The organism is Neoroseomonas lacus, assembly GCF_014644535.1.
In the GTDB taxonomy this organism is placed as follows: domain Bacteria; phylum Pseudomonadota; class Alphaproteobacteria; order Acetobacterales; family Acetobacteraceae; genus Neoroseomonas; species Neoroseomonas lacus.
In genome coordinates, this window is the sequence record NZ_BMKW01000006.1 from 125,875 (window position 1) to 139,348 (window position 13,474).

General features: G+C 68.3%; 11 protein-coding genes. 5 read left to right on the top strand and 6 right to left on the bottom strand.

Annotated features, from left to right (window positions below; translation table 11 throughout):
• Positions 1 to 2: 2 nt before the first annotated feature.
• The 4 genes from IEY36_RS13130 to IEY36_RS13145 form a co-directional block, all read right to left on the bottom strand.
• On the bottom strand, positions 3 to 803 hold the full coding sequence (locus IEY36_RS13130) for an SDR family NAD(P)-dependent oxidoreductase (RefSeq protein WP_188967528.1): 801 nt from the start codon (positions 801 to 803) through the stop codon (positions 3 to 5).
• Between the two features lie 44 nt (positions 804 to 847).
• On the bottom strand, positions 848 to 1,423 hold the full coding sequence (locus IEY36_RS13135; RefSeq protein WP_188967529.1) for a carboxymuconolactone decarboxylase family protein: 576 nt from the start codon (positions 1,421 to 1,423) through the stop codon (positions 848 to 850).
• 41 nt (positions 1,424 to 1,464) lie between these two features.
• On the bottom strand, positions 1,465 to 2,862 hold the full coding sequence (locus tag IEY36_RS13140; protein WP_188967530.1) for an aminotransferase-like domain-containing protein: 1,398 nt from the start codon (positions 2,860 to 2,862) through the stop codon (positions 1,465 to 1,467).
• A 72-nt stretch (positions 2,863 to 2,934) separates the two neighbouring features.
• Positions 2,935 to 3,306, bottom strand: a complete 372-nt coding sequence (locus tag IEY36_RS13145) for a DUF983 domain-containing protein (RefSeq protein WP_188967531.1) — start codon at positions 3,304 to 3,306, stop codon at positions 2,935 to 2,937.
• Between the two features lie 320 nt (positions 3,307 to 3,626).
• On the opposite strand from IEY36_RS13145, the gene IEY36_RS13150 reads away from it, so the two are divergent.
• Complete coding sequence (locus IEY36_RS13150) at positions 3,627 to 5,018, top strand: amidase (protein WP_188967532.1); 1,392 nt, start codon at positions 3,627 to 3,629, stop codon at positions 5,016 to 5,018.
• Positions 5,019 to 5,088: 70 nt separating this feature from the next.
• On the top strand, positions 5,089 to 5,853 hold the full coding sequence (locus tag IEY36_RS13155) for a citryl-CoA lyase (protein ID WP_188967533.1): 765 nt from the start codon (positions 5,089 to 5,091) through the stop codon (positions 5,851 to 5,853).
• 9 nt (positions 5,854 to 5,862) lie between these two features.
• Here the strand turns inward: IEY36_RS13155 and IEY36_RS13160 are convergent, their stop codons facing one another.
• Positions 5,863 to 6,765, bottom strand: a complete 903-nt coding sequence (locus tag IEY36_RS13160; RefSeq protein ID WP_188967534.1) for a LysR substrate-binding domain-containing protein — start codon at positions 6,763 to 6,765, stop codon at positions 5,863 to 5,865.
• A gap of 106 nt (positions 6,766 to 6,871) precedes the next feature.
• Between IEY36_RS13160 and IEY36_RS13165 the strand changes: the two genes are divergently transcribed.
• Together IEY36_RS13165 and IEY36_RS13170 are read left to right on the top strand one after the other, a co-directional pair.
• A complete protein-coding gene (locus IEY36_RS13165) occupies positions 6,872 to 8,527 on the top strand; it encodes a hydantoinase B/oxoprolinase family protein (protein ID WP_188967535.1) in 1,656 nt (551 codons plus the stop codon).
• A gap of 5 nt (positions 8,528 to 8,532) precedes the next feature.
• Complete coding sequence (locus tag IEY36_RS13170) at positions 8,533 to 10,632, top strand: hydantoinase/oxoprolinase family protein (protein WP_188967536.1); 2,100 nt, start codon at positions 8,533 to 8,535, stop codon at positions 10,630 to 10,632.
• A 43-nt stretch (positions 10,633 to 10,675) separates the two neighbouring features.
• Here the strand turns inward: IEY36_RS13170 and IEY36_RS13175 are convergent, their stop codons facing one another.
• Positions 10,676 to 12,121, bottom strand: a complete 1,446-nt coding sequence (locus IEY36_RS13175; protein ID WP_229681298.1) for an amidase — start codon at positions 12,119 to 12,121, stop codon at positions 10,676 to 10,678.
• Positions 12,122 to 12,241: 120 nt separating this feature from the next.
• On the opposite strand from IEY36_RS13175, the gene IEY36_RS13180 reads away from it, so the two are divergent.
• Positions 12,242 to 13,474: an aminotransferase class III-fold pyridoxal phosphate-dependent enzyme gene (locus IEY36_RS13180; RefSeq protein ID WP_188967538.1), complete on the top strand. Its 1,233-nt coding sequence runs from the start codon at positions 12,242 to 12,244 to the stop codon at positions 13,472 to 13,474.

Genomic DNA, 13,474 nt, shown 5'->3' on the forward strand with positions numbered 1-13,474 from the left:
CCTCAGCCGCAGCGCACCGACATGCCGCCATCGACGACGAGTTCCGTGCCGGTGATGAAGCGCGCTTCATCGGAGGCGAGGAACAGCACCGCATTGGCGGTGTCGCGGCCGTCGCCGGCGAAGCCCATCGGGATGCGCGCGACGCGCTGTTTGATCAGCGCCTCGACATCGCCGCCGGTGCGCTGGCCGGCGAGCCGTACCTCGACCATGGGCGTGTGCATCTGCCCCGGCACCACCGTGTTCACGCGAATGCCCTTCGCCGCGTATTGCACGGCGACGACGCGGCCGAACTGGATTACGCCCGCCTTGCAGGCTGCATAGGCGACCTGCGCCGAGCCGGTCCATCGAATGCCGGAGGTCGAGGCTAGGTTGACGATGGCCCCGCGCCCCTGCGCTTCCATGATCGGCAGGACGTGCTTGCAGGTCAGGAACACGCTTTTCAGGTTGAAGTCGACCTGCGCGTCCCAGACTTCCTCGCTCATCTCAACCGGCCCGCCGGCGGCGGAACCACCCACGTTGTTGACCAGCACATCGATGCGGCCGAGGCGGTTGTGGCAATCCGCGACCATGGTATGGACCGCGGCATTGTCGGTGACATCGGCTTCCGTCGCGGTGAAGCTGCCGCCGAATTCGGCGATGCGCGCGGCGGTTTCCTCCATCGCAGCGAGGTTGCGGTCGACGCCATACACCTGCGCGCCCTCCTGCGCGAAGAGCACCGCGGCGGCGCGGCCATTGCCCCAGCCGCTGCCGACCGAACCCGCGCCGCTGACGATGACGACCTTGTCCTGGAAGCGCTTGGACATGTTTCTTCCCTTGCGTGACATGACGGTGGAGGACGCGATTCGTCTCAGGCGGCGCCGGTGGAGAATTCCGGGTCTTCCAACTCGGGCGCGACGCTGCCCGGCAGGCCGAGTTCGAAGGTGTTCAGCGTCAGGGCGACCAGGCAGTAATAGCCGAGGATGCCGACCAGCTCGACCATGCCGCGCTCGCCAAGCGTCGTGACGCCCTGGCGATACAGTGGCGGCGGCACGCGACCGGTGGCGAGCAAGGTCGTCGAGACATCATAGACCGCCTGCTCGCGCGCATCCGACAGGACCGGCGTCCGACGAGCGGCGATGGCGTCGATTGCCTTGGGGTCGAGCCCGGCCTTCAGCCCCTCGCGCTTATGCGCGGTCCATTCGTGATGGGAGGTCCAGTGCCGGCCGCAGACGAGGATGGCGAGTTCCGACAGGCGCGGTTCGAGGCTGGTCCTGTAGCGCAACAATTCACCGAGCTTCTGCGCTCGGCTGGCGAGTTCCGGGTTCTGCAGCCAAGCCACCATCGGCGCCGGCACGCGGCCGCGGATGCCCGCTACGGCCTCGGCGACGGCGGCCTTCTGTGCCTCGGTCATGGCGTCATCGGCGGGCAGGTCAAGACGAGGCATCGGGCGTTCTCCGTTATCGTGTGGTGTTGCCCGATCCTTCGTCAGACGACCATGGCTGACAAGGCGGGCGGCTGGTCCAGCAGGTCGACGATACGTTCAAGCCCGCGATCCAGCGCCTCGCGCGGGCCAGGCGCGCCGAGGCCGATGCGCACCGCCTCGGGCGGGTCCGTCAGGGCGAAGGCGTCGCTCATGACCACGCCGATGCCCGCGGCGTGCAGCCGGGCGGCGAAGATGCCGCGCGCCCAGCCTGGCGGCAAATGGAGCCAAAGATGGAAGCTCTCCGGATGGCAGGCGGCATTCGTGGCGGGCAGATGGCGCGCGACGAGGGCGCGGCGTTCGGCGGTTTCGCTGCGGATCGCCTCCAGCACGGCGGCGGCGGTGCCGTCCTGGATCCAGCGCGTCGCGGCCGCCGCCGTCAATGGCGATGCCATGCCCGAGGCGGCGCGGATGCCGATCGCGACACGCTGCGCAACGCGGGCATCCGGCACGACGAGATAGGCGATGCGCAAGGCGGGCGAGAGCGTCTTGGACAGCCCCGCGACGTGATAGCCCAGCTCGGGCGCGAGCGCGGCCAGCGGCGGCAACGGTTGTCGGGGCAGGGCGCCATAGGCGTCGTCCTCGATGATCGGCAGGGCGTGCCGGCGGGCGACCGCCACGATCGCCCCGCGCCGCGCGAGCGACATTGTCGCCGTGGTCGGGTTGTGCAGCGTCGGGGTGCAGTACAGCGCCTTCGGCCGTTCGCGCCGGCAGGCCTCGTCGAGCGCCTCGGGCAGCAGCCCCTCGTCATCCATTGCCACGCCGGCGAGGCGGAAGTGGAACTGGCCGGCCAGGCTGCGGAAACCCGGATAGGTGAGGGCCTCCGTCAGGATGGTGTCGCCCGGCTGCGCCAGCGTGGTGACGGTGGCCAGCAAGGCTGCCTGCGTCCCGGGGCAGACCAGCAGCCGGTCACGCCCGACATTCGGCAGGCGCGGGGCGAGCCATCCCGCCCCGGCCATCCGATCGGCCGGCCCGCCGCCAGGTTCCTGGTAGCGTTGCAGCAGGTCGAGGCCGCCGGCCTTCTCCAACGCCTCGAAGCCGCTCCACAGGCGGCGCCGGATGTCGGCATCCTGCAGGCGTGGCGGCAGGTTCATGCTCGTATCGACCGGAGCGGCGTCCGGCGTGTCACGGCCGGTGGAGGGCGCCGTCGCGATGACAAAGGTGCCTTGGCCGACGCGGCTGCGGACCAGGCCGCGCCGGGCGGCCTCGGCATAGGCGCGGCTGACGGTGGTGAAATCGATGCCGAGCCGATCGGCCAGAGCGCGCTGCGGCGGCAGGCGTGCACCGTCGGGCAGGTGGCCGGTGGCGATATCGGCGGCGATCGCATCGGCGATCACCCGGTACAGGGGACCCGCGCTCCGGTTGAGAACGGGGACCCAGCCGCTTGGGGCAGCGCCATTCATCGCGAAGCCTTGCCGGTCAATTGTATGGATACTGTAGGGCGGTGTATGCTGCCGCCGCAAGGGGCGTGAGCTCTATTGGCGGGCGGTGGCCCGCGTGACGCCATTGGCCCAGGCAATGCCAATCACCGCGCCCTTCATGAAGGGCAAGGTCGCCAGGGTGATGGCGACGATCAGCGGCACCCAGATGGCGAAGGTCAACCACAGCGCCGGCGCCCAGGCGCGCTCGACCACGAAAACGAAGGGCACCACCAGGTGGCCGATCAGCAGCAGGGTCAGGTAGGGCGGCGCGTCATCGGCCGGATAGACGCTGTTGTCCGCGCCACAGACCTCGCAATGCTCGCGCACCTTCAGGAAGCCGCGGAACAGGTGCCCCTCGCCGCAATGCGGGCAGCGCAGGCGTAACCCACGGACGATGCCTGTCTTGATCGAGTTGTTCCCGTTCATTGGCGGTTTCCCAGGGGCGGAGGCCGCGACCATGCGGGCGGGCGACATCGCCCCGCCTGTCGCCGCGACGCAGATATGACGTAGGTAGCCATCAAACGCAATAACAAACCAGTCAATAATTTATGCAATGATTGCATTCAATATGCTTCCGTCGGAGCGCTGCGAGCCGCCGGCGCCGGTGGTCGCGCATGCCAGCCGGCTGAGTGCTTACCCGGCGCGGTGCCGGCGCCACGCGCCGGGCCGCGGCGCGCGACCGCTCCGCTGGACGGGAGGCGCCTGCCGCGCCTCAATGGCGCGACCTTCAGGGGAGGCCTCCCGACATGACAGCCTATGCAACCGGCGACTTCCGCGCGCTCACCTTCCACGACGCGACGCCGCGCTTCGCCGATGGCACCGACACGCCGCGCGCCTATCTCGAACGCTGCCTCGAGACCATCGACGCGCGCGAGCCGGTGGTGCGCGCCTGGGTGGTGATCAACCAGGCCGGCGCACGGGAGGCGGCGGATGCCAGCACCGTACGCTGGAAGGCGGGCCAGCCGCTCTCGGCGATCGACGGCATGCCGGTCGGCATCAAGGATCTGCTCGAGACGCGCGACATGCCGACGCAGATGGGTAGCGAGGCATATCGGGGCAATTTCCCGAAACGCGACAATGCGGCGGTCTGGGCGTTGCGCCAGGCGGGCGCCGTGGTGCTGGGCAAAACCGTGACGACCGAGATGGGCGGCGCGCAGCCTGGTCCCACCACGAACCCGTTCGATCAAGGGCGCACGCCGGGCGGGTCGTCCTCCGGTTCGGCGGCTGCGATTGGGGCGTGCATGGTGCCGGCGGCGATCGGGTCGCAGGTCGGCGGCTCGATCATCCGTCCGGCTTCCTATTGCGGCAACTTCGCGCTGAAGCCGACGCAGGGCGGCATCAACCGTGGCGAGCGCCAGGCCACCAGCATGAGCACCCATGGCCCGCATGCCGGGTCAATCGAGGATATGTGGCTGGTCGCTATCGAGATCGCCCGACGCGCGGGTGGTGACCCGGGCCGGCTCGGCCTGTTCGGCCCGGCGACGCCGCCGCCGGCGCGCCGGCCGATGACGCTTGCGGTGATGGAGGCGGAAGGCTGGCGCCTGCTCGACGATGCAAGCGGTGCGGTGTTCGAGGCGGTGGTGGACGGGCTGCGCGCACAGGGCGTGACAGTACTGCGCCGCGCCGACCATCCGCTGCTCGAATCCTTCGAACGGGCGCTGGCTGGCGTGCAGGCGCTGACCGGCGTCATCACCGGCTGGGAGAACCATTGGGGCATCCGCAACGCCGTTGCGACCAACCCGGATGGCGTCAGCGCGCGGACCAAGGCGGTGCTGGCAGGGGCCGAGAAGCTGACGCCAGAGGATTATCGCGCAGCGATCCTGCAGCGCGAGGAGCTGCGCCGCCGTCATGAAGCGATCGGCCCGCTAGTCGATGCCGTCATCGCGCCGGCCTCGCCGGGGCCGGCGCCGCTCTGGGCCGGCGATGTCGCGGGGCAGCCGCAGGTCAAGCGGCCGACCGGCGATGCGGTGTACAACACGCCGAGTTCCGCGCTCGGCGCGCCGGTGGTGACAGTGCCGATGACGGCGGTCGGCGGCATGCCGATGGGGATCCAGGTGATGGGCCAGCCGCATACCGATGCGGCGGTCACCGCCATCGCGCGCTGGATGGTCGAGACCGTGCCCTTTGTCAGCGTCTGACCGGCCCGCTGTTGTCGATGGCGGTGCGCGGCGCGAGACTGTTGGGCAACGACCGATTCAGGGGAACGCCATGGACAACGACACCACCTATCTCTGCACCACCGACGAGACCTCGGTCACCATCCGCGGCAAGGATCTGGTGACCGAGCTGGTCGGCCATCTGACCTATACGGAGATGGTGTTCTTCCTGCTGCGTGGCCGCGTGCCGACGCCGCCCGAAACGCGCGTGCTGGATGCCTGCCTGGTCATCCTGATGGAGCATGGGCTCACGCTGAATACGCTGGTCGCTCGTTTCGTCGCGAGCGCGGTGCCCGACCAGATGCAGGTGGCGATGGGGGCGAGCCTGATGACCATCGGCGACACCTTCATGGGCACGATGGAAGGCTGCGCACGTATCCTGCAGGCCGGTGTTGCCGCCGATGGCGATCCGCGCGCCTATTGCGCCGAGGTGGTGGCGAAGCATCGCGCCGAGAAGAAGGCGGTGCCGGGCTTCGGCCATCGTTTCCACAAGCCGGACGACCCGCGCTCGCCGCGCCTGTTCGAGATCGCCGAGCAGGCCGGCGCCGCCGGCCCGCATATAGCCATGCTGCGCATCCTGGCCGAGGAGGTGGACCGCGTAGCGGGCCGCCACCTGACCATCAACGCGACGGGTGCGATCGGCGCGGCGTTTTCCGATATCGGCTTCAAGCCAGAGGTGATGCGGGGCTTGGCTGTTGTTTCGCGCAGCGGCGGCCTGGTTGCCCATATCGCCGAGGAGCGGGAGAGCGGTTCGGCCCGGTTGATCGAGAAGCTGGCCAAGCAGAACGTCCAGTACCGCGACCCGCCGGCCGAGTAGCGGCTTGCGTCACTCCGCGATGCGTTCGGCGTTTGCCAAATCGACCAGGCTGCGCAGCAACGCGCCGCCGCCGCGCCGGCGATAGGCCATCCAGATCCGCGACACCGCCGCCGCGTTGGCGATCGGCAGGACGCGGAGTTCCGGCAGGCTGAGCCGGCACAGCGAGCGCGGCAGGATGGACAGGCCGATCCCGGTGCCGATCAGCGCCAGGATCGAGCCGTTCTGGTTGGCTTCCTGTTCGATGCGCGGAACGAAGCCGGCGGTGGCGCAGACCGCGGCGACATGGTCGTGCAGCGCGCTGTCTGATCTCGGTGAGAAGTGGATGAAGGGCTCCTGCGACAGGGCCTCGAGCGGCACGGGTTCCTTGCTGCGTGCCAGCCGATGGTCGCGATGTAGCACCAGCATCAGCGGTTCGCGCAGCATCTCAGTCAGCGCGAAGCCGGCGGGAATGTCGGGGCGCATCGCGTGGCGTAGGAAGCTGATGTCGAGATCGCCGCCGGCCAGGTCGCGTATGGCGGCATGAACGGCCCGTTCACGCAGCACTAGCCGCACGCGCGGATGCTGCCGGCGGAAGCCGAGTACCGCGGCGGCGATCGGCGCGGCGAGCAGCGCCGAGGGAAACAGCCCGACCGTCAATTCACCGATCTCCCCGCGATGGGCGCGTGAAGCGGCCTGCCGCGCCCGGTCGGCCTGGGTGAGTGTTGCGCGCGCCTCCACTAGGAAATGGCGCCCAGCTTCTGTCAGTTCGACATGGCGGCTGGTGCGCTCGAACAGCTGGACCTGAAGGTCGTCCTCCAGGGCGCGGATCTGTTGGCTGAGCGGCGGTTGCGACATGCCGAGACGTTCGGCGGCGCGGCTGAAATGCAGCTCCTCCGCCACGACCACGAAATAGCGGAGATGCCGCAGCTCCATCGATCCATTCGCCACAGGTCTGGATATCAATAGAAATCATATTGGCGAGGCACGGCAAGCCATTCCTAAGATCAGCCTTCCACAGCAGCCTGACCGGATGGATGCGATGCCCGAAACGCCTGCGCCCGCCCTCGACCCCATTACGCTCGAGATCTATTGGAACCGCCTGATCTCGGCGGCGGATGAGGCGGCCACTGGCCTGCTGCGCACCGCCTTTTCCACCATCGTGCGCGAGTCGAACGACTTCGCCACGGTGCTGATGGACCGCAACGGCGACAGCGTGTCCGAGAATACCGGCGGGCTCGCTTCATTCTCCTGCATATTGCCACGCACGACGAAGGAGTTCCTGCGTCGCTACCCGGCCGAGACATGGAAGCCGGGCGATGTCGTGGTCACCAACGATCCCTGGCTTGCCACCGGACACCTGCCGGATTTCACCGTGGTCACCGGCATCTTCCATCACGGCAGGCTGGTGGGCTTCTCGGGCTCGATTTCGCATTCGCCGGATGTCGGCGGCGCGCTGTGGTCGGCTGATTGCCGCGAGATCTTCGAGGAAGGTATCCGCATCCCGCCCGGCTACCTGCTGCGCGAGGGGCAATGGAACCAGCAGATGCTCGACATCCTGCTCGGCAATGTGCGGGTACCGCGCCAGGTATTGGGCGATTTGCAGGCGCAGGTGGTTGCGGCCGAGGTTGGTGCGCGTCGTGTGGCGGAGTTCCTCGAGGACACCGGCCTGCCCGATCTTCAGGAATTGTCCGCCGCGCTCTCGATCCGCGCCGATCGCGCCATGCGTCGCGCCATCGCCGAGGTGCCCGATGGCACCTGGCATTCCGAGATCACCGCCGACGGTTTCGACGACAAGCACACCCGCATCGTCTGCGCCGTGACGGTGCGCGGCGAGACGATGCATATCGACTACGCGGGCACCTCGCCGCAGATCGATCGCGGCATCAATTGCGTGATGAACTACACCCACGCCTATTCGGTCTATCCGGTGAAATGCGCGCTGGATCCCTTCACGCCGCGCAATGAGGGGTCGTACCAGGCGATCACCGTGGCGGCGCCGGAGCGGTCGATCCTGAACCCGCTCTATCCCGCGCCGGTCAGCGCGCGGCAGTTGACCGGCCATCTGCTGGCGGGTGCGATCTACAAGGCGCTGTCGCAGGTCATCCCGACGCGCGTCATTGCCGAATGTGGCGGCGCACCGACCATGCGCGCGTTGTTCAGCGGCACCAAGCATGATGGCGACAGCTTCTCGCAGGTGCTTTTCGCCAGTGGCGGCATGGGCGCCTGTCCGCACAAGGACGGCATGTCCGCGACGGCCTTCCCGACCAATGTCGGCGCCGGCTCCATCGAGGCCTACGAATCCGTCGCCCCGATCATCATCCGCAAGAAGCGCCTGCGCACCGACTCCGGCGGCCCCGGCACTTTCCGTGGCGGGTTGGGGCAGGAAATCGAGATGGAACTGGATTCCGACAAGCCCGCGCGCCTCTCGCTGCTGTCCGACCGTCACGACAATCCCGCCAGCGGCATTCTCGGTGGCGGCGCTGGCGGGCCCTCGGTGATCACCTTCGGGGATGGGACAAAGCCGCATCCGAAGTCGCGCACCTCGATGGAGCCGCGCCAGAGCGTGACGCTGCTCTATGCCGGCGGCGGCGGCTATGGCGACCCCAGGAAACGCACGCGGGAGGCGGTGCTGGACGATCTTCGCCACGGCTATATCTCCGCCGATGCAGCCCGCAACATCTATGGCGTGGAGTGACGCGCATGACCACCGCCCAATCTGCGCGTGTCGGTGTCGATGTCGGCGGCACCTTCACCGATCTCGTGCTGCATGACCCCGTGCGCAACATCGTCCGTACGGGCAAGCTGCTGACCACGCCGGATGATCCTTCTGAGGCCATCCTCGCCGGCATCGCCCGCATCCTGCGCGAGGCCGACCTTAGGCCGGAGGACGTGCACAGCGTCATCCATGGCACCACACTGGTGACCAACACCATCATCGAGCGCACCGGGGCGACCGTCGGCCTGCTCACGACGGATGGTTTCCGCGACAGCATCGAGATTGGCCGCGAAACCCGTTACGACCTCTACGACCTGTTCCTCGAGACGCCGACATTGCTGGTGCCGCGCGCGCTACGCCTGGAGATTTCCGAACGCATCGCCGCCGATGGCCGCGTGCTGAAGCCGTTGGACGAGGCCGCCGTCGCATCGGCCGTCAAGCAGTTGGTCGAAGCCGAGCGCATCGAGGCCATCGCCGTCGGCTTCCTGCATTCCTACCACGCGCCGCAGCATGAAATGCGTGCCGGCGAGATCATCCGCGCGCTGTATCCATGGCTGCCGATCTCGCTATCCGCCGAGGTCGCCCCGGAGATCCGCGAATTCGAGCGCACCTCCACCGCCTGCGCCAATGCCTATGTGCAACCGCTGATGGCTCGTTACCTGGACCGCGTGCAGACCTCGCTGGAAGCGACCGGCTTTCGCGGGAATCTCTACATCATGCTCTCGGGCGGCGGCATCACCACGGTGCGGGAGGCGAAGGATTTCCCGATTCGCCTGATCGAATCAGGCCCCGCAGCTGGCGCCATGGCCTCCGCCTTCATCTCACGCCTGGCGGGGCTCGAGCATGTCGTGTCCTTCGACATGGGCGGCACCACAGCCAAGATGTGCCTGGTGGACCATCACGAGCCGAACCACAAATTCGACTTCGAGGCCGGCCGCGTGCGCCGCTTCCAGAAGGGTTCGGGCCTGCCGCTGAAGGTCTCGGTGGTGGACATGATCGAGATCGGGGCCGGCGGTGGCAGCCTCGCGCGGATCGATCCTGGTTCGGGTTTGATGAAGGTCGGCCCGCGTAGTGCCGGCGCGAAGCCGGGGCCGGTCTGCTACGGCCGTGGCGGCACGGAGCCGGCGGTGACCGATGCCGACCTGGTGCTTGGCCGTCTCGACCCGGCCTATTTCCTCGGTGGCGAGATGTCGCTGAATCTCGAACCGGTGCGCCGCGCCTTCGAAGCGCGCATCACGGCCGAAACCGGCATTGATGTCGAGCAGGCCGCCCTCGGCGTGCAGCGCATTGTCGATGAAACGATGGCGTCTGCAACGCGCATGCATCTCGCCGAAAAGGGCAAGGACCCGCGCCGCTACACCATGATCGCCTTCGGCGGCGCTGGGCCGGTGCATGCATGGAACCTCGCGCGACTGCTCAAGATCAGGCAACTGGTGGTGCCGTTGGGTGCGGGTGTCGCCTCGGCACTTGGCTTCCTGGTGGCGCCGCCGGCCACCGACATGGTGCGCAGCTATGTCGCGCGGCTGGAGCGCATCGATTGGGCGCGCGTGAATGCGCTCTTCGCCGAGATGAAGGCCGCGGGCCTGGCGCTGCTAACCGAGGCCGGTGCCGTGCCTGAGCAGATCACCTTCCGTCCTGTCGCTGAGATGCGTCATGTCGGCCAGGGCTTCGAAATCCCTGTTCCCCTACCGGGCCTGGAACTGAGCGAGGCCGATGTGCCGGGGATCCGCGCTACCTTCTTTGACAACTATCGCGATCGCTTCGAACGCGTCGTCGAGGAGAGCCCGATCGAGGCGCTGAGCTGGCGCCTGTCATGCGCCGCGCCGGGCTGGACCATCGACCTGGCCGGCGCCGTGCCCAGCACGACCGCCCCCGCCACGCCGACGCCGCGCACGCATCGTCGTGTGCTGTTTGAAGGTGTGGGTTGGCAGGATTGCCCGGTCTATGATCGCTACGCGCTGTGCATCGGCACACAGCTACGCGGCCCTGCCCTGATCGAGGAACGCGAATCGACCTGCGTCGTCGGCCCCGACAGCGCCATCGCGGTTGATGCCTTCCTCAACCTCGTCATTGACCTGCCCTAACGGCATCGATGGCCCAGCGCAATCGGCTGGGCCATCGGCTGCATCACGCGGAGGGCAGCACCGGCCGCCGATCCGCCCAGGGCCGCGCGCGTTCCAGCAGCGCGCCGACGCGCAGGATATCCGCCTCAGCACCCCAGCGCCCGACCACCTGCACGCCGGTCGGCAGGCCATCGTCGCCAACGCCCGAGGGTAGCGTGACCGCGGGATGGCCGGTCAGGTTGAAGGGGTATTGCGGCGATGTCCAACCCTGTCGCGTGATGCCGCATTTCTCTCCATCGATGATGACGTCATCATTGGCTGCATCGAAATCGGCGGGCAATGCGGTGCGCGCCATGGTCGGCGTCACCAGCACGTCGTAGAGCTCGAACAACGCTTGCATCGCGCGGAACAGCCGCGTGCGCGCGAACTCCGCATTGCGGAAATCGGCGAGGGTGAAATCCGCGCCGCGTTGCATGAAGGCGAGGGTCACCGGATCCATGCGGTTCTGCCACTGCGGCAGGAAGGGCGCGCAGAAGACTGAGAAATTCGCCTGGTACAGGACGCGACCTTCGTATTCGATCCAGTCGATGGCGTCGGTCACCTCCTCGACCTTCGCGCCCATGGCTGCCCAGGCATCGAGTGCAGCGCGCGTATTCGTCGCGACATCGGCGGCGACGCGCGGATTCGCGCAGCGCGGGATGTAGCCGACGCGCAGGGCCGACAGATCCTCCCCCATCAGTGCCGGCGAGAGTGGTCGCGCCCCGCCCGTTCGACCGAGGCTCCAGGGATCCTGCGCGCTGGGGCCGGCGAGGATTGTGTGCATTACCGCCGCATCCGTCACCGTGCGGGCCAGCGGCCCAGCGTAGCTGTTGTTGCCGAAGCTGTCGCGCGCTGTATCCCACGGCACCGCGCCGAGCGTCGGCTTCAGTCCGACCAGGCCGCAACAGGCCGCCGGCCCGCGAACCGAGCCCGCACCATCCGTGCCGAGGCCGAGCGGCCCCAGCCCCGCGGCCACCGCCGCCGCAGCGCCGCCCGAGGAACCTCCCGAGGTGCGCTCGAGATTCCACGGATTGCGCGTGGTGCCGAAGGACGGCCCGTCGGTCAGGCCCTTCACGCCGAACTCCGGCGTTGTTGTCTTGCCGATGATGATTGCCCCTGCCGCGCGCAGCCGCGCGACCAGCACATTGTCGCGAGCTGCCGGCGTCGCGTCGCTGAAGATCGCCGAGCCATGGAAGGTCGGCAGCCCGGCGACGTCGACGAGATCCTTGATGTGCACCGGCACGCCATGCAGCGGGCCGAGCGTTGCACTCGATGTCACGGCGCGTTCGGCCGCGACGGCGTCGCGCCGCGCGCCTTCCTCATCGACCGTGACGAAGCAATTCAGCACGGGCTGTGCGCGGGCGATCGCCGCGAGCACCGCATCGACATAGGCGACCGGTGAGAGATCCCGACGGCGGATTAACGCGGCGGCGCGGGTGGCGGGCATGAACAGCAGGTCGTCGTCGGCCATGGGCATCCTCCGGAGATGGCACAGCACAGCGCAGACCGCGCGCGCCGGCAATCGCCTGCCGGCTTGGCGTGCCCGGCGTGGCGGCGATAGGCTGCGCAAGGATCAAGGGAAGCCGCCGCCATGCCGAACGACCTCGCCAACAGCCTCGATGCGGCGCTGCGCCAGCGGGCGCGCCAAGTCATTCCAGGCGGGTTGTGGGGCCACCTCAACGCCGCCAATCTGCCCGAGGGCTACCCGCAGTATTTCGTGTCTGCCGAAGGTTGCCGCCTGCGTGACGCCGATGGCCGCGAGTTCGTCGATTTCATGTGTGGCTGGGGCCCGATGGTGCTCGGCTACCGCAACCCGATGGTCGAGGCGGCCGCGCGGCGCCAGGCTGAACAGGGCGATGCGATGAACGGCCCGGCGCCGGTGCTGGTGGAACTTGCCGAGACGCTGGTCGGCATGATCCCGCATGCCGATTGGTGCCTGTTCCAGAAGAACGGTACCGATGCGACGACGGCCTGCGTCACCATCGCGCGTGCCGGGACGGGCCGGCGCAAGGTGCTGGTGGCGCGCGGGTCGTATCACGGTGCGGCGCCGTGGTGCACGCCCTCGCTGGCTGGAGTGACGACGGAGGATCGCGCGCACCTCCTCCACTATGACTACAATGATGCCGCGTCGTTGCAGGTGGCGGCGGAGGAAGCGAAGGGCGACCTCGCCGCGGTGATCGTCACCGCCTTCCGTCACGACATGGGGCGCGATCTGGAACTGCCTGACCCCGCCTTCGTCCGCGCGGCACGCGAGATCTGCGATGTGACCGGCGCCGCGCTGATCCTCGATGACGTGCGTGCCGGGTTCCGGCTGCATCTTGGCGGGTCGTGGGAAGGCATCGGCGTGCGACCGGACCTCGCCGCCTACAGCAAGGCGATCGCCAATGGTCATGCGCTCTCCGCCGTGACCGGCAATGATCGTTTCCGCGAGGCTGCGACGCGCATCTATACGACCGGCTCGTTCTGGTGCGGCGCGGTGTCGATGGCGGCGGCGGTGGCGACGTTGAACGAACTGCGCCGCCTTGACGGCCCGGCGCATATGCGCGCGATGGGGGAACGGTTCCGCACCGGCCTCGCCGCGCTCGCGGCACGCCACGGCGTCGGAATCCGGCAGAGCGGTCCGGCACAGATGCCGCTCGTGCTGTTCGAGGATGACGCCGATGCCCGCAAGGGCGCGGCCTTCTGCTCGGCGGCGCTGCGCGCGGGGGCGTATTTCCACCCGCGACACAACATGTTCCTTTCCTGCGCGCATCAGGCGGCAGATATCGACCTCGCCTTGCAGGCGGCCGATGCGGGCCTCGCCGCCGTGGCGCGCATGGGCTGA

What these genes read in the sequence shown, in the direction of transcription:
- IEY36_RS13130 (WP_188967528.1), bottom strand. Translation starts at nt 803, where the DNA reads ATGTCCAAGCGCTTCCAGGACAAGGTCGTCATCGTCAGCGGCGCGGGT.
- IEY36_RS13135 (WP_188967529.1), bottom strand. Translation starts at nt 1,423, where the DNA reads ATGCCTCGTCTTGACCTGCCCGCCGATGACGCCATGACCGAGGCACAG.
- IEY36_RS13140 (WP_188967530.1), bottom strand. Translation starts at nt 2,862, where the DNA reads ATGAATGGCGCTGCCCCAAGCGGCTGGGTCCCCGTTCTCAACCGGAGC.
- IEY36_RS13145 (WP_188967531.1), bottom strand. Translation starts at nt 3,306, where the DNA reads ATGAACGGGAACAACTCGATCAAGACAGGCATCGTCCGTGGGTTACGC.
- IEY36_RS13150 (WP_188967532.1), top strand. Translation starts at nt 3,627, where the DNA reads ATGACAGCCTATGCAACCGGCGACTTCCGCGCGCTCACCTTCCACGAC.
- IEY36_RS13155 (WP_188967533.1), top strand. Translation starts at nt 5,089, where the DNA reads ATGGACAACGACACCACCTATCTCTGCACCACCGACGAGACCTCGGTC.
- IEY36_RS13160 (WP_188967534.1), bottom strand. Translation starts at nt 6,765, where the DNA reads ATGGAGCTGCGGCATCTCCGCTATTTCGTGGTCGTGGCGGAGGAGCTG.
- IEY36_RS13165 (WP_188967535.1), top strand. Translation starts at nt 6,872, where the DNA reads ATGCCCGAAACGCCTGCGCCCGCCCTCGACCCCATTACGCTCGAGATC.
- IEY36_RS13170 (WP_188967536.1), top strand. Translation starts at nt 8,533, where the DNA reads ATGACCACCGCCCAATCTGCGCGTGTCGGTGTCGATGTCGGCGGCACC.
- IEY36_RS13175 (WP_229681298.1), bottom strand. Translation starts at nt 12,121, where the DNA reads ATGGCCGACGACGACCTGCTGTTCATGCCCGCCACCCGCGCCGCCGCG.
- IEY36_RS13180 (WP_188967538.1), top strand. Translation starts at nt 12,242, where the DNA reads ATGCCGAACGACCTCGCCAACAGCCTCGATGCGGCGCTGCGCCAGCGG.